This is a genomic window from Pseudonocardia sp. DxW, from assembly GCF_058448985.1.
In genome coordinates this window covers 58,951-82,003 of the sequence record NZ_JBZFLK010000021.1, presented here as the reverse complement: position 1 = coordinate 82,003, position 23,053 = coordinate 58,951, and the positions used below count along the sequence as shown (strand labels likewise).

18 protein-coding genes are annotated in these 23,053 nt (G+C 75.4%); 10 read left to right on the top strand and 8 right to left on the bottom strand.

Features of this window, described 5'->3' with window-relative positions; genetic code table 11:
- The first annotated feature begins 22 nt into the window (after positions 1-22).
- On the top strand, positions 23-1,459 hold the full coding sequence (gene mgtE / locus ACVJO7_RS27115) for a magnesium transporter (RefSeq protein WP_344027497.1): 1,437 nt from the start codon (positions 23-25) through the stop codon (positions 1,457-1,459).
- Here the strand turns inward: mgtE and ACVJO7_RS27110 are convergent.
- Positions 1,428-2,084 (bottom strand): TetR/AcrR family transcriptional regulator, encoded by a 657-nt coding sequence (locus ACVJO7_RS27110; protein WP_491675223.1) that lies wholly within the window; start codon positions 2,082-2,084, stop codon positions 1,428-1,430. The two genes, mgtE and ACVJO7_RS27110, sit on opposite strands and share 32 nt — an antisense overlap.
- 78 nt (positions 2,085-2,162) lie before the next feature.
- Between ACVJO7_RS27110 and ACVJO7_RS27105 the strand changes: the two genes are divergently transcribed.
- Positions 2,163-3,230 (top strand): NAD(P)-dependent alcohol dehydrogenase, encoded by a 1,068-nt coding sequence (locus ACVJO7_RS27105; RefSeq protein ID WP_491675222.1) that lies wholly within the window; start codon positions 2,163-2,165, stop codon positions 3,228-3,230.
- Here ACVJO7_RS27105 and ACVJO7_RS27100 read toward each other — a convergent pair.
- The 5 genes from ACVJO7_RS27100 to ACVJO7_RS27080 all read right to left on the bottom strand — a co-directional run bounded on the left by ACVJO7_RS27100 (position 3,155) and on the right by ACVJO7_RS27080 (position 10,754).
- On the bottom strand, positions 3,155-4,147 hold the full coding sequence (locus tag ACVJO7_RS27100; protein ID WP_491675221.1) for a DUF418 domain-containing protein: 993 nt from the start codon (positions 4,145-4,147) through the stop codon (positions 3,155-3,157). The genes ACVJO7_RS27105 and ACVJO7_RS27100 overlap by 76 nt on opposite strands.
- Positions 4,144-4,815 (bottom strand): response regulator transcription factor, encoded by a 672-nt coding sequence (locus tag ACVJO7_RS27095; RefSeq protein ID WP_491675220.1) that lies wholly within the window; start codon positions 4,813-4,815, stop codon positions 4,144-4,146. The genes ACVJO7_RS27100 and ACVJO7_RS27095 overlap by 4 nt, the downstream gene beginning before the upstream one ends.
- Entirely contained in the window at positions 4,812-6,083 is a 1,272-nt protein-coding gene (locus ACVJO7_RS27090) for a sensor histidine kinase (RefSeq protein ID WP_491675219.1), read from the bottom strand. Before ACVJO7_RS27090 ends, ACVJO7_RS27095 begins: the two co-directional genes overlap by 4 nt.
- A gap of 172 nt (positions 6,084-6,255) precedes the next feature.
- The gene (locus tag ACVJO7_RS27085) at positions 6,256-6,753 is read right to left on the bottom strand and encodes an endonuclease domain-containing protein (RefSeq protein ID WP_491675218.1); all 498 of its coding nucleotides are present in this window, start codon (positions 6,751-6,753) and stop codon (positions 6,256-6,258) included.
- Positions 6,754-9,098: 2,345 nt separating this feature from the next.
- A complete protein-coding gene (locus tag ACVJO7_RS27080) occupies positions 9,099-10,754 on the bottom strand; it encodes an APC family permease (RefSeq protein ID WP_491675217.1) in 1,656 nt (551 codons plus the stop codon).
- A 138-nt stretch (positions 10,755-10,892) separates the two neighbouring features.
- Here ACVJO7_RS27080 and ACVJO7_RS27075 point away from each other — a divergent pair, with 138 nt between their 5' ends.
- Entirely contained in the window at positions 10,893-11,546 is a 654-nt protein-coding gene (locus ACVJO7_RS27075) for a GOLPH3/VPS74 family protein (protein ID WP_491675216.1), read from the top strand.
- Positions 11,547-11,706: 160 nt separating this feature from the next.
- On the top strand, positions 11,707-12,663 hold the full coding sequence (locus ACVJO7_RS27070) for a tetratricopeptide repeat protein (RefSeq protein ID WP_491675215.1): 957 nt from the start codon (positions 11,707-11,709) through the stop codon (positions 12,661-12,663).
- Positions 12,664-12,678: 15 nt separating this feature from the next.
- On the opposite strand, the gene ACVJO7_RS27065 is transcribed toward ACVJO7_RS27070, so the two are convergent.
- A complete protein-coding gene (locus ACVJO7_RS27065) occupies positions 12,679-13,296 on the bottom strand; it encodes a TetR/AcrR family transcriptional regulator (protein ID WP_491675214.1) in 618 nt (205 codons plus the stop codon).
- 98 nt (positions 13,297-13,394) lie between these two features.
- Between ACVJO7_RS27065 and ACVJO7_RS27060 the strand changes: the two genes are divergently transcribed.
- The 5 genes from ACVJO7_RS27060 to ACVJO7_RS27040 are packed head-to-tail and all read left to right on the top strand — an operon-like array spanning position 13,395 to position 18,982.
- Positions 13,395-14,543: an acyl-CoA dehydrogenase family protein gene (locus tag ACVJO7_RS27060; protein ID WP_491675213.1), complete on the top strand. Its 1,149-nt coding sequence runs from the start codon at positions 13,395-13,397 to the stop codon at positions 14,541-14,543.
- 14 nt (positions 14,544-14,557) lie between these two features.
- Positions 14,558-15,304: an SDR family NAD(P)-dependent oxidoreductase gene (locus tag ACVJO7_RS27055; protein WP_491675212.1), complete on the top strand. Its 747-nt coding sequence runs from the start codon at positions 14,558-14,560 to the stop codon at positions 15,302-15,304.
- A gap of 12 nt (positions 15,305-15,316) precedes the next feature.
- Complete coding sequence (locus ACVJO7_RS27050; RefSeq protein WP_491675211.1) at positions 15,317-16,501, top strand: acyl-CoA dehydrogenase family protein; 1,185 nt, start codon at positions 15,317-15,319, stop codon at positions 16,499-16,501.
- A 13-nt stretch (positions 16,502-16,514) separates the two neighbouring features.
- Positions 16,515-18,176 (top strand): class I adenylate-forming enzyme family protein, encoded by a 1,662-nt coding sequence (locus ACVJO7_RS27045; protein WP_491675210.1) that lies wholly within the window; start codon positions 16,515-16,517, stop codon positions 18,174-18,176.
- Positions 18,173-18,982, top strand: a complete 810-nt coding sequence (locus tag ACVJO7_RS27040) for an enoyl-CoA hydratase/isomerase family protein (RefSeq protein ID WP_358483075.1) — start codon at positions 18,173-18,175, stop codon at positions 18,980-18,982. Before ACVJO7_RS27045 ends, ACVJO7_RS27040 begins: the two co-directional genes overlap by 4 nt.
- Before the next feature lie 7 nt (positions 18,983-18,989).
- Here the strand turns inward: ACVJO7_RS27040 and ACVJO7_RS27035 are convergent, their stop codons facing one another.
- Positions 18,990-19,619, bottom strand: a complete 630-nt coding sequence (locus ACVJO7_RS27035) for a DUF6777 domain-containing protein (protein WP_491675209.1) — start codon at positions 19,617-19,619, stop codon at positions 18,990-18,992.
- A gap of 630 nt (positions 19,620-20,249) precedes the next feature.
- On the opposite strand from ACVJO7_RS27035, the gene ACVJO7_RS27030 reads away from it, so the two are divergent.
- The gene (locus ACVJO7_RS27030; RefSeq protein ID WP_491675208.1) at positions 20,250-23,051 is read left to right on the top strand and encodes an FAD-binding and (Fe-S)-binding domain-containing protein; all 2,802 of its coding nucleotides are present in this window, start codon (positions 20,250-20,252) and stop codon (positions 23,049-23,051) included.
- Positions 23,052-23,053 lie beyond the last annotated feature (2 nt).

The window sequence follows — 23,053 nt, the reverse complement described above, 5'->3', positions numbered from 1 at the left end:
CCGCCGGAACAGGGAGGTGGACATGGACGCGACGACCACGACGCGCACGCAGGCCGAGCAGGCCCCCCGGGGTGCGGTCCCGGAACATCCCGATCACCTCACCGATCTGCTCACCGGCGCCCTGCACGACGGCGATCTGGTCGGCGTCGCGGCCCGGGCCTGCGACCTGAGCGCACGCGACCTGGCCGAGGTGCTGGCGCGCTGCGACGAGACCGACGCCGGGGTGCTGTTCCGGCTGCTGGACAAGGACACCGCCGCCGCCGTGTTCGAGGAGCTCGACGCGGTCAGCGCCCAGCGGGTGCTGGACGGGATGCGCGAGGGCACCGCGGGCGAGCCCGCCGACGGCCGCGGCCACACGGTGCTCGAGCTGGTCGAGGGCCTCGACCCGGACGACCGCGCCCGGCTGCTCGGCGAGATGCCGGCGTCGGTCGCGCACCGGGTGCTGGCCGGGCTGACCCCGGACCGGCGCCGGGCGACCGCGGCGCTGCTGGGCTACCCGGCGGGTTCGGTCGGGCGGCTCATGACGCCCGAGGTGGTCAGCCTGCACGCCGGCGGCACCGTCGCCGACGCGCTGGCCCGGGTGCGCCGCACCGGCCGGGAGGCCGAGACCGTGTACACCCTGCCGGTGGTCGGCCCGGGCCGGCGGCTGGAGGGCACGGTCGGCCTGCGCGAGCTGGTGCTGAGCCCGCCGGAGACGCCGCTGGCCGAGCTCGTCGAGACCGACATCGACTGGGTCCGCGCGACCGACACCGGCGAGGATGCGGCCCGCCTGCTCGGCGACTCGGACGGGATCGCGCTGCCGGTGGTCGACGCCGAGCGCCGGCTGCTCGGGCTGCTCACCATCGACGACGCGGTGGAGGAGCTGGAGCGCGCCGAGTCCGAGGACGTGGCCCGCCAGTCCGGCGCCGAGCCGTGGCAGGGCCACTACATGACCGCGGGCGTGCTGGGCCTGGCCCGCTCCCGGGTGGTGTGGCTGCTCCTGCTGCTGGTCGCGGCGACCCTGACGGTGAACGTCCTGCAGTACTTCGAGGCCACCCTGGCCCAGGTCACCGCGCTGGCGCTGTTCGTGCCGCTGCTGATCGGCACCGGCGGGAACGCCGGCGCGCAGGCGGCGACGGCGAGCGTGCGCGCGCTGGCGGTCGGCGAGGTCCGCCCGTCCGACGTGCTGGCCGTGATGTGGCGGGAGGCCCGGGTCGGTGCCGCGCTGGGCACCATGCTGGCGCTGGCCGGGCTGCTGATCGGGACGGCGCTGGTCGGCGCGTCGATCGCGCTGGTGGTCGGCATCTCGCTGGTGGTGATCTGTGCCTGGGCGGCGACGATCGGGGCGACGATGCCGCTGGTGGCGCGGCGGATCGGGATCGACCCGGCGGTGGTGTCGGCGCCGGCGGTGACCACCCTGGTGGACGCCACCGGGCTGGTCATCTACTTCAGCGTGGCGCACCTGGTGCTGCAGCTCTGAGCGTGCCGATGCCGTCGAGCACCAGCTCCAGGCACACGTCGAACTCGTCGCCGAAGGCGTAGCCGGGGCCGATCCGCTCGGCGACGAAGCGCGCCAGGTGCGGGTAGCCGCCGTCCGGGAGGGTGGCGACGATCTCCCGCGCGCCGTCCTCGATGGCGTCCGGGGTGAACGGGATCGTGGCCTCCTGCAGCGCGAACCCGTAGACGAAGGCGTCGATCAGGGCGAACGCGTGCCCGGCGGCGGTCACGTCGAACCCGTCGGAGAGCAGCGTGCCGAGCACCGCGTCGTGCTGGGCGAGGGTGGCCGGGCCGGGCCAGCGGCGGCTCTCGAGCAGCGGCGTCGCCCAGGGGTGGCGGGCCAGCGCGGCCCGCGCGGAATGGCTGCGCCGGGCCAGCTCGGGCCGCCACGGCCGGCCCGGCACCGGCACGTCGAACTCGGCGAAGACGGCGTCGACCAGGCCGTCGAGGATCTCGTCCTTGCCGGCGACGTGGTGGTAGACGGCCATCGGCGCGCTGCCGAGCCGGTTCGCGACGGCCCGGATGGTGAGCGCCGCGATCCCCTCCCGGTCGGCCAGCTCGGTGGCCGCGGCGAGTACCCGCTCGCGGCTCAGCTGCTGCCGCGCCATCGACGTCCCCCTTGTGGTCGCTGCCCTGGTACCCGTACCGTACAACGTACGTTTTCGTACTTAGTACAGGAGCTGGCGATGCGCGCTGTGGTGCAGGAGCGGTACGGCACGACCGGGGTGTGGCGGGTGGCGGAGCTGCCGGTGCCCGAGCCGGGACCGGGCGAGGTGCTGGTCCGGGTCGCGGCCGCCGCGCTGGACCGCGGGACCTGGCACCTGATGGCCGGGCTGCCGCTCGCGGTGCGGCCCGCCGTCGGGCTGCGGGCGCCGCGCATCCCGGTGCCCGGCCGCGATCTCGCCGGCGAGGTCGTCGCCGTCGGGTCCGGGGTGAGCGGGTTCGCCGCGGGCGACGCGGTGTTCGGCACGGCGCCGAAGGGCAGCCTCGCCGAGTACGCCGTCGCACCGGCGGACCGGCTCGCGCCCGCCCCGGCCGGGCTCGCCCCGGAGACGGCCGCCGCGATCGGGGTGTCCGGGCAGACCGCCTGGCAGGCGGTGCACACCGCGGGCCGGGTCACGCCGGGCGCGTCGGTGCTGGTGCTGGGCGCCTCCGGCGGGGTCGGGACGTTCGCGGTGCAGGTCGCCCGGGCCGCGGGCGCCTCGGTGACGGCGGTGTGCCGCACCGGATCGGTGGATCTCGTCCGCGGGCTGGGCGCGACCGAGGTGATCGACCGCAGCACCACCGACGTGCACCGGCTCGGCCGCCGCTGGGACGTCGTGCTCGACATCGGCGGCAACCCGCCGGTCACCCGGCTGCGCCGGCTGCTCACCCCGCGCGGCACCGCGGTGCTGATCGGCGGCGAGCGGCCGGACGCCCGGATCACCGGCGGCTACGGGCGGCTGCTGCGCGCGGCGGCACTGTCCCCGCTGCTGCGGCAGCGGCTCGTCGTGCTGGTGGCGTCGGAGAACAGCACCGACCTGGGGCACCTGCGGGAGCTGGTCGAGGCCGGCGAGCTGACCCCGGTGCTCGACCGGACCGTCGGGCTCGACGACGTCGGCGCCGCGATCGAGCATCTCGGGTCCGGCCGGGCCCGGGGCAAGATCGTCGTGCGGGTCGGCGCGGGGCGCGGTCCGGATCAGGCCGCGGAGCGGCGCAGCGGGACCGGCCGCCACCAGGAGACCGTCCGCCAGAGCCACTCCACCGGGCCGTAGCCGAAGCGGCCCAGCCACCACCGGCTGAACAGCACCTGCACCAGCAGGATCGCCCCGGCGAGCGGGAGCACCAGCGGGTAGCGCTCGGAGCCGGTCAGGCCCATCGCCGGGGCGAGCGCGAGCACCAGCAGCGTGGCGGCCAGGTAGTTCGTCAGCGCCATCCGGCCGAGCGGTTCGAGCACCGCGGAGAGCGCGGGCCCGGCCGGGGTGCGCAGCAGCAGGGCGAGCCCGCTCACGTACGCCACCGCGAGGACCAGCCCGGCCGCCGGGGACAGGTGGTCGAACCCGCTGGTCTCGATCGAGCCGGCCTGCAGGACGAGCAGCGGCACCGAGGCGGCGACCGCCGCCGCGCAGACGATCCCGACGCCGCGCCCGGGCCGCTCCAGCCGTTCCGGGACGCCGTAGCCCGCCGCGGCCAGGCCGAGCAGGAACATGCCGGGGACCAGCAGCAGGCCGCCGTGCGCGACGAACACGGCGAGCCCGGTCGCGACGATCCCGCCGGCCAGCACCACGGCCCGGGGCAGCCAGGACGCGGGGAGCAGCACGACGATCCCGACGATCGCGTACGGCAGCAGCGCCTCCCCCGGGTGCAGCAGCTGGTGCAGCGCGCCGAGCACGCCCAGCGCGACGAGCCGGCGCAGCAGCACCAGCCGGGGCCGGTCGGTGCGGGTCGCTGCGCGCTGCAGGAAGATCGCGAAGCCCAGTCCGAACAGGAACGAGAAGATCGGGAAGAACCGCTGCTGGACGAGCAGCGCGAACCACTGCTCGGTGCCGCCCTGCCAGCCGTCCCGGGCCAGGATCGGCATGTCGGCCAGCGGCGGGATGTTGACCAGGAGGATGCCGCACAGGGCGAGACCGCGGATCGCGTCCAGCGCGCGGATCCGGGTCTGCTGCGTGACGCCGCCCGGCGCGCTCATCGGACGAGCCCGGCACGGAAGGCCAGCGCCACCAGCTGTACCCGGTCCCGGGACTGCGTCTTCGCCAGCAGGTGCCCGATGTGGGTCTTCACGGTCGCCTCGGAGACGACCAGCTCGGCCTGGATCTCGGCGTTGCTCATGCCCTGCCCGACCAGGCCGAGCACCTCGTGCTCGCGCGGGGTCAGCCCGGCCAGCGCGGCCTGCGCGTCCGGCTGCGCCGCGGCGGGCTCCGGCGCGGACAGCAGCGGCGCGGTGGCCCGCAGCAGCCGCCGGGTGGAGACCGGATCGACGACCGAGTCGCCCCGGTAGACGGTCCGGACGGCCTCGATCAGCTCCTGCGGTCGCACGTCCTTGAGCAGGAACCCGCTGGCCCCGGCGCCGATGGCGGCGGTCACCGACTCGTCGAGATCGAACGTCGTCAGCACCATCACCTTCAGCCCGGGATGCGCGGCGACCGCCCGCCGGGTGGCCTCGATGCCGTCCAGTCTCGGCATCCGGACGTCCATGAGCACGACGTCGATCTCGGTGCGGTCCAGCTCGGCCAGCGCGGCCTCGCCGTCACCGGCCTGGGCGACGACGGACAGGTCGTCGCACGAGTCGAGCACCATCGCGAAACCGGCCCGGACCAGCTCCTGGTCGTCGACCAGCATCAGACGGACAGCGGTCACCGTTCTCCTCTCAGCGGCAGCCGCAGCCGGACGGCCCAGCCGCCGTCCGGGTGCGGGCCGGTCTCGACGGATCCGCCGTGCAGGGCGGCCCGTTCACGCATACCGACCAGGCCGTGCCCGCCGCGCGGCGGCCGCGGGACCGGGCCGCGCGCCCCCTCGTCGCGGACCCGGACGGTCAGCTCGTCGTCGGTCCATTCCAGACCGACCCGGGTCGGGGTGGCCGGCCCGGCGTGCTTGAGCACATTGGTCAGCGCCTCCTGCACCACCCGGTACGCGGTCAGTCCGCTGCCGCCGCCGACCGGGCGCGGCGTCCCGGTGACGGTGAGCCCGACCGGCAGCCCGCCGGAGCGGACCTGCTCGACGAGCGCGGCGATGTCGTCGGTGCCGGGCTGCGGGCGGCCCGCCTCGTCGTCGGCCCCGTCGTCCACCCCGGAGTCGCGCAGCATCTCCAGCAGCCCGCGGACGTCGGCGAGCGCCTCCCGGCCGGTGGTGGCGATGCCGGCCAGCACGTCGACCGCCTTCTGCGGGTCGCGCTGCGCGGCGAACTGCCCGCCGTCGGCCTGGGCGATGATGCCGGACAGCGAGTGGGCGACGACGTCGTGCACCTCCCGCGAGATCCGGGAGCGCTCGGCGAGCAGCTCGATCCGGACCTCCTGGCGGCGGCTGTCCTCGAGCAACCGGGCGCGCTCACGCAGCTGCTCGGTCCGCCGGACGGCGGCCCGGCGCAGCGAGCCGAACAGCCACACCAGCAGTGCTATCAGCAGCGGGACGCCGTACACCATCGGCAGCGCCCCCGGCCCCGGTGGATCGACGGTGCTGCTCAGCAGGGTGATCGACGGCTGGATCACCGCGCCGACGAAGATCAGCACGAAGGCCGCGGAGCCGGCCCAGCGCGGGCCGTAGGCGATCGCCGAGTAGCCCATGACGAGCGCCGGCAGCAGGATCGCCGCACCGACGCCGGGGAAGAACAGCTGCGCGACCGCCGCGATGACGGCGGCGGCGACGGCCGCCGGGATCGGATGGGTCCGGCGGAGCACCACCGGCATCGCGATCAGCACCGACACCACCAGGGCGTACGTCTGCGCGGCCCGCGGGACCTTGCCCTCCAGGGTCCAGGTGACCGCGACGTACAGCAGCAGCGCGGCGAGCACGGCGTCGACGACGACCGGATTGCGCCGGCACAGCGTCACGAACCGCTCGACCACCGTGGGCCGCTCCGCCGCGGCCGACGCACCGGGACGGCCCGCACGCCCGCCACGACCCTCCATGGCCAGCCATGATGCTCGGTACCCGATCGTGGCGGACCGCGGCCCCCCACCCGGACTGCGCCGCGTCGTTCCCATGTGTACGACCCTGCCCCGCCACACCCCCGCACCTCATCGGAGCCCGGACGGATCCCCGCCTCCGACCACGGTCGGAGCTCCCCCGCCGAGATGCGCGTCAGGGTCCGGGGGTGATCGACAATTCGCGATGGTGCGCATCTCGGCGCAGTGCCCCGCGGACCTCGTCGACGATCCGTTGCGGGGTGCGGCGCATGTCGTCGGCGGTGTAGCGCAGGACCCGCCAGCCGGCGGCGGCGAGACGGGTGTGCCGCGCCGCGTCGGCCCGGGCGCGCTCCGGGACGGCGACGTGGTCCCCGCCGTCGTACTCGACGCCGAGCCGGTCCGCGGGGTAGGCCAGATCGAGCCGGACGGCGCGCACGCCCCGGTAGCGCGCCGCGAAGTTCAGCAGCAGGTCGGGCGCGAACTCGCCGCGGGCAAGCGCGTCCACCGCGACGACGCCCTCGGTCGGTTCCAGCCACCGGGCCAGGTCGAACGCGGTGCGCATCCGGCTGGTGATCCGGACCCCGCCGATCCGGTCGATCTCCCCCGGATGCAGCCGGTCGCGGCGCACCCGCACGCCGGGCCGGGAGCGGACCCCCGAGTCGGTGACGATCACCTCGGCCGGGGCGCCACGGGGCGCGGGACCGGCCGAGCAGCTCCGCCGCGGAGTACCCGCACAGCACCGCGCCCGGCCCCGCCCACACCGACGCCGCGAGCGACCGCAGCCGCAGATCCGCAGGGACGTCGGCGCGGGCGTGGACGTCGGGCAGCAACCGGCGGAAGTCCTTGCCCCGCAGGCGTCCCGGGGTGACAAGCCCGGCCGCCACGGCAGCCGAGCCGCGAAACACCTGCGGCAGCTCCCGCATCCGCCGATCCTGCGCCAGGGACCCGGCTCCCGCGGTCGTTCGCACCACGCCGGTCCCGATCGCGAACAACCGTCCGTGCCCGGATCACCCCCACCGAGATGCGCGTCGGGGTTCGGGGGAGATCCACATCCAGCGCTGGTGCGCATCTCGGCGGTTGGGCGGGGCGGCGGGTGGTGGGGCGGCGCTGTGCGGCGGGGCGGCGGTGCGGCGGGGGGCGGGGCGGCCTAGCCGTGCGCCGCGCCTGGCGTGCCGCTGCCGGTCGTGCCGGTGGGACCGGATGCCGGTCCGGGCGCGGCCGGCTCCGGCCGATCGGAGCTGCCCGGTGCTGCACCACCGGAACCGGCATCTCCCGGGCCGCCGGCGTTCGGGCCACCGGCACCGAGGCCGCCGGAACCGAGCTCACCAGCACCGGGGCCGCCGGAACCGGCACCCCCAGGGCCACCGGAACCGGGCCCACCGGAACCGAGTTCGCCGGCACCCGGACCACCGGAGCCGGCGCCTCCGGGACCACCGGCGCCCGGCTCACCGGCGCCCGGCTCACCGGCGCCCGGACCACCGGGACCGGCACCTCCGGGACCACCGGCGCCGGGCTCACCGGCACCGGGACCGCCGGCCCCCGAGCCACCGGAACCGGCGCCGGACCCAGCAGCACCCGAACCACCGGAACCGGGGTCACCAGCACCGGGGCCACCGCCCCCCGGTGCACCTGCGCCACCGGCGCCGGGTTGAGCTGCACCCGCCCCGCCGCCCCCGGGCTGCGCCGCACCCGAACCACCGGGCTCGGCCGGGCCACCGGCACCGGGCTCTCCGGGTCCCGGCCCCCCGGCCACCGGCTCACCGGGCCCCGGTCCTCCGGCGCCCGGAGGGACATCGCCCGGTTTCACGGTGTCCGGATCTGCAACCGCGACGGAGCCGCCGGCACCGGGTTCGACCGGTGCCGGGGTGCCGAGCCACGGCTGACCGGGGTCGCCGGCCCCGGACCCGCCGGTCCCGGCTCGCGCCGCGGCGCCATCGCCGGGCCCGCCCGGATTCTCTGCGACGCCCCGCCCCGCCGTGCCGGGCCCGCGGTCACCCCCGGTCCCGGACGCGCCGCGATCGGCCCCCCGGCCGGGCAGGGCGGATCGTGCACCGGGATCCGCTGCACCCGGCCCGGCGGGCGCGGCCGGATCCAGCACCGCGGCCGGAGCCCCTGCCCGGGGCCAGCCACCGTCCTGCTGCACCGCGGCCGAAGCGGCGACGACCGCCACCGACGCGCCCGCGGCGGCGAGGAACACGCCCGCCATCCCGAGCGTCAGCGCGCGCGAGGCCGGTCGGCCGGGGACGGGCCCGGCCGGCGGTTCCACCGGCGACGACGGCTGGGACGAGGTCGGCGACAGCAGCGCGGGGCGGGTCCCCGACACCGACTGCGGCACGGGACCGGGCCCGGACACCAGCGGCAGCGCGGCACCGGTCCCCGACACCAGCGGCAGCGCGGCACCCGTCCCCGACACCAGCGGCAGCGCGGGACGGGTCCCCGACACCGGCGCAGGACGGCCCCCCGGCTCCGGCTCCGGCTCCGGCTCCGGCGCAGCACGATCCCCCGGCTCCGGCTCCGGCTCCGGCTCCGGCTCCGGCTCCGGCTCCGGCTCCGGCTCCGGCTCCGACGCAGCACGATCCCCCGACACAGACCCCGCCCCCGGCGCGGTACCGGGCCCGGGCCCGGGCTCCGGCGGCAGCGCGGCACCGGCCCCCGACCCGGGCAGCGCCGGCGGATCGGACATCGGCGCGGGCCGCACCGGCGGTCGGGGCGGCATCGGCCGGCGCGCACCCTGGACCGCCCAGTCCGGGACCCACCGGACCGTGTCCGGACCGCGATCGGGCGCCGGCGCGCCGTCACCGCCGGGATCCCCGGAGGTCACCGCCCGCCACCGGGGCATGCCGCACGGCACACCCGTCCTGAACCCGGCATCGCGTCCCCCTGTCGCACCGTGTCGCATCGCACTGTGTCGAACCAGCGATCCTCGGGACCGAGGTTGCGGGATTCCAGTCCGTCCGACGGAAATGCACCGCAGGAACCGGAAGACCGCACGGCCGGGTGACCCCCGGCGGGGCCGGATCAGTCGCGTGGGCCGGGCCGGGGGAACTCCGCGGTCGATCCGGCGTCGTCGCCGGGCCGGGCGGGGAGGGTGAACACCGTCGTCGGGCGGTTGTCCGCCGGGATCCCGTCGGACGACGCGTCGGCCGAACCGGCGCCGGCCCAGTCGGCGGGCCCGGTCTCCCCGGCCCGCCGCAGGTAGACCACGGGGGCGCCGGAGTCCGGGGCGATCCCGTCGGGCGCGGGGGCCCCGCCCCCGATGCCGTCGTAGATCCGGGGACGGGTCCGGCGCAGGTGCAGCGCCCAGCCGGCGCCGACCAGCGCGGCCAGCAGCACGAGCCCGGGCAGCACCCAGCGGGCCGGCGACGACGGGTCGGTCCCGAGCAGCGCGTCGAAGTTGCCGACCAGCACGGTCAGGATCGACGCGAGCAGCAGCGCCGCCAGTGCGGGAGCGATCGTGGCCGCCCACACCGACGCCCGCGCCGTCCGGTCCCGGCGGAAGAAGCCGATCACCGCGACCGAGGTGCCGGTCATCAGCAGCACCACGCCGATCGCGGACAGTCCGGAGAACCAGCTGAACAGGGCGAGCATCGGGTCGGCACCGGTCAGCGCGAACGCCGCCACCACGACCAGCGCCAGCACCGACTGGGCCAGCGAACCGGCGACCGGGCGACCGGACCGGGCGCCGACCGTGGCGAGCCCGGCGGGCAGCACCCGCTCCCGGCCGAGCGCGAACAGGTAGCGGGCGACGCCGTTGTGGAAGCTCAGCAGCGCGGCGAACACGCTGGTGAGCAGCAGCAGGGTCGCGACGTCGGCGACCAGCGGGCCGAACCGGTCCGCCAGCGGCCCGAACACCAGTCCCGGCCCCTCCTCCGCGGCCCGCGCCTGCAGGTCGGTCGCACCGGTGGCGGCGACCATCGCCCAGGCGGACAGCGCGTAGAACAGGCCGGTGAAGGCGACCGCGACGAACGTCGCCCGGGCCACCGTGCGCCGCGGGTCGCGGGCCTCCTCGGAGTAGATCGCGCCGGACTCGAACCCGGTGAAGGAGGCCACGGTGAACGCGACGACCGCCCCGATCCCCCCGGCGAACAGCGGCTCTGTGCTCAGCACACCGTCGGCGGGCTCGGTGAAGCCGACCACGTCGAACGCGACGACGACCGCGACCTCGACGAGCAGCAGCACCGCCAGCACCCGGGCGTTCAGGTCGACCCGCAGCAGACCCAGCCAGCCGACGGCGAGCATCGCGAACAGCGCCCAGCTCCACCACGGCAGCCGGAGCCCGGCGAGCTCGGCGACGAAATCGGACATGGCGGCACCGAAGAGGCCGTAGAGCGCGATCTGGATCGCGTTGTAGGCGACCAGCGCCACGAACGAACCGGCCACCCCGGCCGGCCGGCCGATACCGCGCGACAGATAGGCGTAGAACGCGCCCGCATTCGCGACGTGCCGGCTCATCGCCGCGTAGCCGACCGCGAACAGCACGAGCACCGCGGCCACCCCGAGGAACGCCAGCGGCACGCCCTGGTTCCCGCTCACCGCATAGGCCGTGGTGACGCCGCCGGCGAGCACCGTCAGCGGGGCGGACGCCGCGACGGTGAAGAACACCAGGTGCACCACCCCGAGCCGTCGCCGTCGCAGCCCGGGCACCTGCCGGTCCACCGTCGCGTGCCGTGCCATTCGGGTCTCCTGATCACCGGAAAACGTTTGTCTGCGCAAAATGCTAATGTCCAGTCACAACCGTGGCGCAATCGGAGGGTTATTCTGGCGTTATGCGTGCGAACAATTACTCAGAGTGAATTACTTGGGGGCGGTGACGTGAAGCAGGGCGCGCTCGCGACCGGTTTCTTCCTGATCGCGTACGACGAGCCGGGCGGGCGCCCCGGCCTGGCGCCGGACCTGCTCGCCTGCGGCCTGGTCGGCGCCCAGCTCGGCGACCTGGTGACCGCGGGGGCGCTGACCGTCGACGAGGAGGACCGGGTCGTCGCGACCCGGCGCACCGGCGATCCCGAACCGGCCGGCCGGGCCGCGACGCTCGTGCTGGACAGCGTCGCGCACGAGGCGCGGGCCCATCCGGTGCGGGCCTGGGCCGACGTGCTCGGCGAACCGCTGCTGGGGGCCGTCCGCGACGAGCTCGTCCGACAGGGCGTGCTCGTCGCGGAGGCCGGGCGGAGCCTGCTGGGCCGCCGCCGGGACCGGCTGGCCGTCGCCGACCGGTCCGCCGCGCACGGACCGGGGCTCGCCCTGCGGGACATGGTGCGCAGGCCCGGCACCTGCACGCTGCACGGCGCGTTCACCCTGGCGCTGGTCTCGGCGCTCGGGGTCGAGCGGCTGCTGGAGCCCGAGATCGACCGGGCGAGGGTCCGCGACCTGGCCCGCGACGCCGTCGTGCACCTGCCGGCGCCGCTCGCCCGGCTGCACTCCGGGGTCGCCGCGGCGGCCGCGGCGGCCAGCCTCGCCGTCCGCCGCTGACCGGGGGTCGCAGCACGGTGACACCGGGTGGACGACCGGGGTGGCGTACGCCTCGAACAGCCCAGCAGTTCCCGACGACGACCGAAGGAAGGGTACGCTGAGTAGCGATCTTCAGAGCCGACCGGGTGATCGGCCGACGACCGGAGAGGAGCCGACGACCATGGGCGACAGCGTCTTCGCCGGTTCCCCGTTCCTGCGCGAGAGCGCGGACGTCGAGCACCGCGCGGGCGGGGCACGCAGTGCGCTGCGGGTGCGGCACGACCGGGCCGCGACCGACGTCCGGGCGGCCGGCCGGATCGGCGACGGGCCGGCGCTGACCGATGCCACCCGGCGGCTGGAGCGGGTGCTCGCCGCCGCGCAGCGCGACCTGGGCCCGCGCGACACCGACACGCTCGTCGTCGAGGGCAGTCTCGCCGTCGCCTATCTCCTCGGCGACGACGAGCCCCGCGGCCTCGCGCTCGCCGCCCGCAATCTCGCCGCGCGCGAGCAGGAGCTCGGCGCCGACCATCCGGCGTCGCTGGCCGCCGCCGACGCGCTCGCCGCCGCGCACCGGATCACCGGGGACCCGCAGGAGGCGATCACCCGGCACCAGGACGTCATCACCCGGCGGACCCGGGTGCTCGGTCCGGCGCACCCGTGCACCATCGCGTCCTGTGCCGCGCTGGCGCTGGCCCGGGCCGACAACGGTGACCTGCGCGGGGCGGGCAGCCTGCTGGCCGCGACCGCCGACACCGCCGCGGGGATCCTCGGCGACTCGCATCCGGTCACCGTCGACGTGCGCGAGCTGCTGGCCGAGGCCACGGCGCCGGAGGAGCAGCCAGCGCCGCACGACCACGCAGCGCCGCACGACCACGCAGCGCCGCACGACCACACAGCGCCGCACGACCACACAGCGCCGCACGACCACGCAGCGCCGGAGGAGCAGGCTCTGCCGCACGACCAGGCTGTGGCGCACGACCAGGCTGTGGCGCACGAGCAGGCTCTGCCGCACGGGCCTCCCCGGGAGGACCCGTCGACGGGCCTGCTCCCGCTGCTGCCGCGGGTGCCCGATCCCCGCGAGTCCACCCGGCCGCTGCACCTGGACCGGCCGTCCGGCCCGCTGCCCGCCGTCTCTTGAACCCCGGGCCCCGGATCAGCCGCGGGCGACCAGCTTCATCAGGGTGTCGACCAGCTCGTCGAGTGCCCGCTCCTGCTCGGCCCCGCGCAGCTCGCCGCACCACACCGGGGCCTGGCTCATCGCCGCGTGCATGCACTGCAGGGTCGGGTCGACGGCGACGACCGCGAACTCGCCGCTCGCCAGGCCCTCGATGAGGACGGACCGGAACACCCGGTCGTGCCGCAGCCGCAGCTCCTTGATCCGGGTGCGCTGTTCGGCGGGCCAGGTGCTCGGCACCAGGAACAGCCGCAGCGCGGCCGGGTACTCGCGCACCGCGATCCGCACGTGCTCGCCGAGCAGCGCCCGCAGCCGCCGGGTGGCGCTGCCCTCCCGAGCGGCGGGCAGGCTCTCCAGCCGGCTGGTCCAGTCGTCGCCGAGGGTCTCGATGGCGGCGGTGACCAGCTCGTCCTTGCCCGGGAAGTAGTAGTAGAGCGATCCCTTGGTGACGTCCAGCCGCTCCGCGACGTCCTCCAGGCTGACCGCGTCGTAGCCGCGCTCGCCGACCAGCTCGGCAGCGGTGGTGAGGATCTCCCGGATCCGCCTGCCGCGCCTGCGCTGCACCCGCCCGACCTGCCCGGCCGCCGCGTCCGCCATCGTCACACCTCCCCGGCCAGTCTCGCACCCCTGAACATTGACTCTAGGGTCAAAGTTTGTCACTGTGGTCAAACTTCCAGTGACGAAGGAGGGTCGGTGTGGACCTCTCCCCCGACGACACCCAGCGTCGGTACCGCGACCGGGCTCGCGCGTTCTCCGACTCCGTGCTGCTCCCCGGCTACCGGGACCGGGAACGGGCCGGCCGGATCGACCCGGACCTGCGCCGCGAGATGGGCCGCCTGGGGCTGATCGCACCGCAGCTGCCCGCCGCGCTCGGCGGCGCCGGCACCGACGGTCTCACCACCGGCCTGGTCCTCGAGGAGATCGGCCGCGGCGATCTCGCGGTCGGCTACCTGGTCGTCGTCGGGGCGCTGGCCGGGCGGATCCTCGCCGGCAGCGCCACCCGCGGGATCGCCGAGGACCGGGTGCCGCGGATCTGCTCCGGGGAGGAGATCGTCGGGATCGGGCTGACCGAGCCGCAGGCCGGTTCGGACGCCGGCGTCCCCCGGCTGACCGCGGTCCGGGACGGCGGCGACTGGGTGCTCGACGGCGTCAAGTCGCTGTCGTTCGCCGCCGAGGCGGCCGCGGCCGTGCTCGTCGCCCGGACCGACCCGGATGCCGGGCGGGGCCGCGGGATCAGCGCGTTCCTCGTGCCGCTCGGCTCGCCCGGGGTGACCGTCGAGACCTACCCGGACATGGGGACGCGGGCGGTCGGGCGGGGCGCCGTCCACCTGGACGGCGTGCGCGTCCCGGCCGATCACCTGCTCGGCGAGGAGGGACGCGCCTTCGGCCGGGTACTCGCCGGCTTCGACTTCTCGCGGGCGCTGATCGGGCTGCAGTGCGTCGGCTGCGCGCAGCAGACCGTCGACGAGACGTGGGCCCACGTCTCCACCCGCACCGCGTTCGACCGGCCGCTGTCGGTCAACCAGGGCGTCTCGTTCCCGCTGGCCGAGGCGGACACGCTGCTCGCCGCCGCCCGCGCGCTCTGCCATCGCGCGCTGTGGCTGGCCGACACCGGGGCGCCGCACACCGCCGAGGCCGCCATGTGCAAGTGGTTCGCCCCGAAGACCGCCTACGACCAGATCAACCAGTGCCTGCTGCTGCACGGCCAGTACGGCTACCGCAGGGAGCTGCCCGTCGAGCAGCGGCTGCGCGACGTGCTCGGCCTGCAGATCGGCGACGGCACCGCCCAGATCATGAAGCTCGTCATCGCCCGCGACCGGCTCGGCCGCGAGCTCGCACCGTGAGAGCAGGAGGCCCGATGGGCAGGATGGACGACAGGACCGTGATCGTGACCGGCGCCGGCCGCGGCATCGGCCGGGCGATCACCGAACGGCTGGCCGCGGAGGGGGCGACGGTCGCCGTCACCGACGTCGACGGCGACTCCGCGGCGGCCACCGCGGCCGCGATCGGCGGGCGAGCCACCGGGATCGAGGCGGACGTCACCGACCCGGAGTCGGTGCGTGCGATGACCGCGCGGGTCCTGGCCGCGCACGGCCGGATCGACGTGCTGGTCAACAACGCCGGCTGGGACCGGGTCGGCCCGTTCGTCGACTCCGATCCCGACGACTGGGACCGGATCGTCCGGATCAACCTCTACGGCGTCCTGCACACCGCGCACGCCGTCGCCCCGGTGATGATCGAGCAGGGCGCCGGGACGGTCGTCAACCTCGCCTCCGACGCCGGCCGGGTCGGGTCCAGCGGCGAGGCCGTCTACTCGGCGGCCAAGGGCGGGGTCATCGCCTTCACCAAGACCCTGGCCCGCGAGGTCGCGCGGCACGGCATCAACGTCAACTGCGTGTGTCCCGGCCCCACCGACACCGCCCTGTTCGCCTCGGTCGTCGAGGGCGACGACCGGCTGCGCGACGCGCTGGTGCGCTCCATCCCGTTCCGCAGGCTGGCACAGCCGGCCGATCTCGCCGCGACGGTCGCGTTCTTCGCCTCGCCCGATGCCGGGTACCTCACCGGTCAGACCGTCAGCGTCAGCGGCGGTCTGACGATGGTCTGAGACGGAGGAACCGTGAGCACCGTGAGCACCGACTACTACCTGATCGACGCCGATCTCCCGGAGCACGTCCGCGACCTGCGCGACCGGGTCCGCGGCTTCGTCGACACCGAGCTGCTGCCGGTGATCAACGACTACTGGGACCGGGCGGAGTTCCCGTTCCCGCTGGTGCCGGGCCTGGCCGCGCTGGGGGTCGCCGGGTACACCGCGCAGGGCCCCGGCTGCCCGGAGCTGAGCCCGCTGGAGGCCGGGATCGTGATCCGCGAGCTGGCCCGCGGCGACGGCAGCATCACCACCTTCATGGGCGTCCAGCCCGGGCTGGCGATGGGCACGATCGCGCTGCTCGGCGACGACGAGCAGAAGGAGCGCTGGCTGCCCTCGATGGCCGCACTGGAGCGGATCGGCGCGTTCGCGCTCACCGAGCCCGACCACGGCTCGGACTCGGTCCGGCTGGAGACCTCCGCCCGGCGCGACGGCGACGGGTGGGTGCTCGACGGCGCCAAGCGCTGGATCGGGAACGCGAGCTTCGCCGACGTCGTCGTGGTCTGGGCCCGGGACACCGCAGACGGCCGGGTGGGGGCGTTCGTCGTCGAGTCGGACCCGGAGCACGGGTACCCGGCCGGGTACTCGGCGGAGGTGATCACCGGCAAGATCGGCAAGCGTGCCGTGTGGCAGCCCGACGTCGTGCTGGACGGGGTGCGGGTGCCCGCGGCGAACCGGCTGCCGGGTGCGCGCTCGTTCCACGACGCGTCCCGGGTGCTGGCCACCACCCGCGGCGGCGCCGCCTGGGAGTCGCTCGGGCACGCGATGGCCGCGTTCGACGCCGCGCTCGCCTACACCGCGCACCGCGAGCAGTTCGGCCGCCCGATCGCCGGGTTCCAGCTGGTGCAGCAGACGCTGGCCGGGATGCTCGCCGAGGTCGTCTCGATGCAGCTGTGGTGCGCCCGGATGGCCGAGCTGCAGGAGCGCGGCGAGTGGACCGGGCCGATGGCCTCGCTGGCGAAGCTGCACCACGCCCGCCGGGCCCGTCAGGTCTGCCTGGACGCGCGGGACCTGCTCGGCGGCAACGGCCTGCTCCTGGAGCACCACGTCGCCCGGCACCTCACCGACATGGAGGTCGTGCACACCTACGAGGGCACCGACCACATCCAGTCGCTGATCGTCGGCCGTGACCTGACCGGACTGTCCGCATTCGCCTGAGCCGGAGGAACCGATGTACACCTACGATCCCGCGCCGTACCGGGAGTGGTTCGAACGGGACTTCACCTACCTGGCCGGCTTCCGGCGCGTCGTGCGGCGCGTCGTGCGGCGCTTCGGGCGGCGCACCGCGCTGGTCGACCCGGACACCGGCGAGCAGCACAGTTACACCGATCTCGCCGGCCAGGTGGACGCGCTGGCCGCCGGGCTGCTGCACGCCGGCGTCGGCCCCGGCGACGTCGTCGTGCACCAGCTGTTCAACTCGCCCGATCTCGCCCGCCTCTACCTCGCGACGCAGGCGGCCGGGGCGGTCGGTGCCCCGGTCAACTTCCGGCTCGCCCCCGGTGAGCTCGCCTACGTTCTCGACGACAGCGCGCCCCGGGTGTTCGTCTACACCACCGAGCTGACCGGCACGGTGCGGGAGGCACTGGCGCTGGCGACGCACCGGCCGCCGGTGCTGGTCGCGTGCGGCGACGGTGAGCCGTTGCCCGGCGCGGTCCGGATCGGCGAGCTCACCCGGTCCGGTGCCGCACCACCGGACCCGGCGCGCAGCACCTTCGACGAGACCACCCGGCTGTACACCTCGGGGACCACCGGGATGCCCAAGGGCGTCCCGCTGAACAGCCTGGTGGAGGTGTTCAGCGCACACGACGTGATCATGCACTTCCCGCTGGGGCCGGAGGACCGCACGCTGAACATGACGCCGTGGTTCCATCGTGGCGGGCTCTACTCCGGCGGTCCGAACCCGGTGTTCTACGCGGGCGCCGGGCTGGTCCCGCTGCGCGCCTTCGACCCGCACCGGGTGCTGGACCTGGTCGGCGAGCACGCGCTCACCTACCTGATCGGCGCACCGACCAACCTGGAGATGCTCGCCGGCGCGCAGGCGGACCGGCCGCGCGACCTGTCGTCGCTGCGCGGCATCGTCACGATGGGGGCCCCGCTGGAGCGTGCGGCGTGCCTGCGCTACCAGCAGGTGCTGACGCCGCGGATCTTCAACGGCTACGGCACCACCGAGACCTTCTGGAACACGTTCCTGCGCCCGGAGGACCTCCCCGCCCACGCCGGGTCGGCCGGGCGCGCCTGCACCGACGACGACGTCCGGGTCGTCCGGATCGACGAGGCCGGGGTGGCCGAACCGGACCGGCTCGCCGCCCGGGACGGTCACGAGGTCGGCGAGGTGCTCGTCCGCTCGCCCAAGGCCGGCTACGCCTACACCGGCGGCGCCGACCGGGCCCGGTTCGCCGGCGGCTGGGTCCGGCTCGGCGACCTCGCCACCTGGGACGCCGACGAGTTCGTGACGATCGTCGGACGGCGCGACGACATGATCGTCTCCGGCGGGGAGAACGTGCACCCGGTCCAGGTCGAGGAGGTGCTCAACGAGCATCCGGGGATCGCCGACGCGCTCGTCGTCGGCGTGCCCGACCAGCGCTGGGGTCGCAGGCTGGTCGCCTACCTGGTGCCCGCCGATCCGGAGCTGACCGTCGCCGACTGCGACGCGCACTGCCGGGCGCACCCCGGCCTGGCCGACTTCAAGCGGCCGCGCGGCTACCGGTTCGTCGACACGTTGCCGCTCACCGCGACCGGCAAGAAGATCCACTACCGGGCGACCGCCCAGGCCGCCGACGACGACAGCCGCGGCCTCTTCGAGGTCCCCCGTACGGAAGGAACCCACCCGTGACCCTCGACCCGAGCACCTACCGGCAGCTGCTGTTCGACCGCCGCACCGACGGCGTCCTGCTCATCACGATCAACAACCCGGACCGCTACAACGCCGCCGACGAGATCCTGCACGCCGAGCTCGCCCGGGTCTGGCGGGACGTCTCCACGGACGAGCGGACCCGGGTCGCGGTGATCACCGGCGCCGGGAAGGCGTTCTCCGCGGGCGGCGACCTGGACATGGTCGAGCGGATGGCGGGCGACCACGAGCGGGTCTCGTCGATGCTGGACGAGATGTCCGACCTGGTCTACAACATGATCGACTGCCGCAAGCCGATCGTGTCGGCGATCAACGGCGTCGCGGTCGGTGCGGGTGTGGTCGTGGCGCTGCTCGCCGACATCGCGATCTGCGCCGAGGACGCCCGGATCGGCGACGGGCACGTCCGGCTCGGCGTCGCGGCCGGCGACCACGCCGCGATCATCTGGCCGCTGCTCGCCGGGATGGCGAAGTCGCGCTACTACCTGCTCACCGGGGAGATGCTGACCGGGGCGGAGGCCGAGCGGATCGGGATGGTCGCGAAGGCGCTCCCCCGCGGGGAGGTGCTCGACGAGGCGCTGCGGATCGCACACGCCCTGGGCACCGGGTCGCAGCAGGCGATCCGGCTGACCAAGCGGGCGTTGAACGAGTGGCTGCGCAGCGCCGGTCCGGCCTTCGACGCGTCCGCCGCCTACGAGATGCTGACCTTCATGGGCCCCGACGTGCTGGAGGGGGCCGCGGCGCTGCGCGAGAAGCGGGCGCCGCGGTTCCCCTCCGCACGGGACGACTGAGCCCGCCTCAGATCTGGGTCAGCGTGCAGTCGTCGCCGACCCGGTAGGAGATGCCCCGCGAGTCGGTGAACGTCGATCCCTTCGCCGCGTCGATCGGCCTGCCGTCACCCGCGTCCTGGTAGGAGCAGCTCTCCCCGGACGGCGGGGGGCTGATCCCCGATCCGGACGGCTGCTCGTAGGTGAGGCCGGTGTGGATGTTGACGACCACGAAGACCTGGATCGGCTGGGGTGCCGGCTGGATCACCGTGATCCGGGTGGTGTCGAACCCGGACCACTGCTCCCCGGTGTAGGACGAGCGGGAGAACTGCTTGCCCTCCAGCAGCGGGTTGCCGCACTTGCAGCGCACCCGCGGCTCACCCTTGTCGTCGACGAGGACGGCGGTGCCGGCCTGCAGCACCGAGTTGATCGGGCTGGCCCGGCCGTTCCTGAAACCGTGGTTGGTGACGGCGGTGTCGGTACGCAGCACGACCGGGGTCAGACCGGAGACGAAGCTGCGGATCTCGGAGACGGCGATGCCCTGGGCGGCGGCCCAGGCCGCGGCCTTCTCCGGGTTGCGTTCCAGGAAGGCGACGAGCTGGTCGGCGTCGCAGGCGTTCTCCCCGGTGCCGCCGTAGAGCCCGACCTGGCCGCCGGACACCGCACCGGTGGCGGGCGGCCGGGGGTCGACGGGGTCGACGGGGTCGCCACCGGCAGCGGGGCGCCGTCACCGACCGAGTCGGTGAACGACTCCGAGTCGGCGTAGGCGACCGGCTCCACCCGGATCTCGGTGGAGAAGGCGCCGAACACGTAGTGCCCGGCGACGGTCACCGCGACCGTGGCGAGCAGAGCGGTGGCGACCAGCGGGATCCGGCTCCACGACCGTCCCGCCGGTGGCTGGGGTGCCTGCGCGGTGGGCGGTCCCTGCTGCGCGTACTGGGGCGGGTACTGCTGGGCGTACTGGGGCGGGTACTGGGGTGGTTGCGGGCGCGGTTGCTGCCCCCACTGACCGGACGACGGGCCCTGCGGCGGGTACTGACCGCCCTGCCCCCACTGTCCCGGCGGCCGCCCTGGGGCGTCCAGCCACCCGGCGGGGGATCGATCGGCCCGGTCATCGTCGACTCCTGTCTGTTGATCGAGCCGGGACTCGCGAGCCGATCTCGTTACGGGCCGCAAGCCGGGCGGCCGGCCGCCGCTCCGTGCCGGTGCCGGGCCGGCCGGACCCGGCACCGGGGGTGCCGGCAGGGCAGGCTGGGCAGCGCGCGTCCCACCACACGCGAGGAGCACCATCGTGAGCACCGACCTGCACGACCGGCTGGCCGCCGCCGTCTCGCCGGACGCCGTCCGGACCAGGGCGCTCGACCGGCTCGGCATGGCGCACGACGCGTCGCACTTCGCCCGCACCCCGCAGGCGGTGGTGACGGCGGCCGGCGCCGACGACGTCGCCCGGCTGTTCCGGGTGTCCGCCGCGACCGGCGTCCCGCTCACCTTCCGGTCCGGCGGGACCAGCCTGTCCGGCCAGGCCGTCACCGACGGGATCCTGGTCGACACCCGGCGGCACTTCCGCGGGATCGAGATCCTCGACGACGGCGCCCGGGTGCGGGTCGGCCCGGGGGCGACGGTGCGCGCGGTGAACGCCCGGCTGGCCCGGCACGGCCGGATGCTCGGGCCGGACCCGGCCAGCGAGGTCGCCTGCACCCTCGGCGGGGTGGTGGCGAACAACTCGTCCGGAATGGCCTGCGGGACGGTCGCGAACAGCTACGCGCTGCTGGACTCGCTGCACATCGTGCTGCCGTCGGGGACCGCGCTGGACACCGGCGCCCCCGGCGCCGACGACGAGCTGCGCACCCGCGAGCCCGGGCTGTGGGCGGGCCTCGCCCGGATCCGGGACCGGCTGCGGAACGACCCGGCGGCCCGCAAGACGATCGAGCAGCAGTTCGCGCTGAAGAACACGATGGGTTACGGCCTGAACTCGTTCCTCGACCACGAGCGGCCGGTCGACGTGCTGGCCCGGCTGATCGTCGGCTCCGAGGGGACGCTGGCGTTCATCGCCTCGATCACCATGCGGACCGTCCCGGTGCTCGCGCACACCCGCACCGGCCTGCTGGTCTTCGACGACCTGGCGGCCGCGAACCGGGCGCTGCCGTCGCTGGTGGACTCCGGTCCGGCGACGATCGAGCTGCTCGACGCCACCTCGCTGCGGGTCGGCCAGGCCGACGCCGACGCCGATCCCCGGCTGCGCGCACTCACCGTGCGTGACCAGGCGGCGTTGCTCGTCGAGTACCGCGGGCACTCGGCCGGCGAGGCCGACGAGCTCGCCGGGGCGGCCGCCGGGGTGATCGGGGCGCTGCCGCTGCAGGGCCCGCGCGAGCTGTCCGGTGACCCGGTCGCGAAGGCCGGGCTGTGGAAGCTGCGCAAGGGCCTCTACGCGAAGGTCGCCGGGGCGCGGCCGTCCGGCACGGCGGCGCTGCTGGAGGACATCGCGGTCCCGGTGCCGGACCTGCTGCCGACCTGCGAGGGCCTGATCGGGCTGTTCGGGCGGCACGGCTACGACCACGCGGTGATCTTCGGGCACGCCAAGGACGGCAACGTCCACTTCATGCTCACCGAACGGCTCGGCGACGGCGCCGGCCGGGACCGGTTCGGCCGGTTCACCGACGACATGGTCGAGCTGGTGCTCGCGCACGGCGGCACCCTCAAGGCCGAGCACGGGACCGGCCGGATGATGACGCCGTTCGTCCGCAGGCAGTACGGCGACGACCTGTACGAGGTCATGCGCGAGATCAAGCGGCTGTGCGACCCGCGCGGGGTGCTCTCCCCCGGCGTCGTCCTCGACGACGACCCGACGGCGCACCTGTCCGACCTCAAGTCCGCCCCGGCCGTCGAGTCCGAGGTGGACCGGTGCGTCGAGTGCGGCTTCTGCGAGCCGGTGTGCCCCAGCCGGGACCTGACGACGACGCCGCGGCAGCGGATCGTGCTGCGCCGCGAGCTGGAGCGGGCGCGGGCCGCAGGCGACGGGCAGCTGGTCGCCGAGCTGGAGGCGGACTACGCCTACGACGGCGTCGACACCTGCGCGGTCGACGGCATGTGCGGCACCGCCTGCCCGGTGCTGATCAACACCGGGGACCTGGTGCGCCGGCTGCGGGCCGAGCGCCCGCAGCCGGTCGCCGCCCGCGGCTGGGCGTTCGCGGCCCGGCACTGGGGCGCCACCACCCGGGCGGCGGGCGTCGCGCTCTCGGTGGCGCGGCGGGTGCCGGGTGCGGGGCCCGCCTCGGCCGCGCTGCGCCGGATCGCCGACACCGAGCAGGTCCCGCTGTGGTCCGCCGACCTGCCCGGCGGTGGCGGGCGGCGCAGGCCCGGCGGGCTGGTCGGGACCGACGCCGCACTGGTGCTGTTCTCGTCGTGCACCGGTGCGATGTTCGGCTCCGCCGGGGACGGCGCCGCGGACGCGTTCGTCCGGCTCTGCGACCGCGCCGGGATCCGGGTCACCGCACCCGCCGATCTCGGCTCGCTGTGCTGCGGCACGCCGTGGAAGTCCAAGGGGCTGACCGAGGGGGCGACGGCGATGGCACAGCGGGTGCTGCCCGCGCTCTGGACGACCACCCGGCGCGGCACCCTCCCGGTGGTGACCGACGCGTCGTCGTGCACCGAGGGCCTGCGGGTGATGATCGCGGCCGGGCCGGCGGAGTACCGGGGCATCGAGGTCGTCGACTCGGTCGCCTACACCGCCGAGCACCTGCTGCCCGCGCTCGCCGGTTCGGTGCGCGGGCGGCTGGACCGGCTCGTGCTGCACCCGACCTGCTCGGCCACCCAGCTCGGGCTCGTCGAGCCGCTGCGGCAGGTCGCCGGCGCGGTCGCCGACGACGTCGTCGTCCCCGACTCCTGGGGATGCTGCGGGTTCGCCGGGGACCGCGGGCTGCTGCATCCGGAGCTGACCGCGGCGGCCACCGCGGAGCAGGCCCGGGAGATCGCCGCGGTGCCGGCCGACGGGTACGCCTCGTGCAACCGGACCTGCGAGCTCGGGATGAGCCGGGCGACCGGCAAGGAGTACGAGCACGTGCTGGAGATCCTGGAGCGGCTCACCCGCCCGTGAGC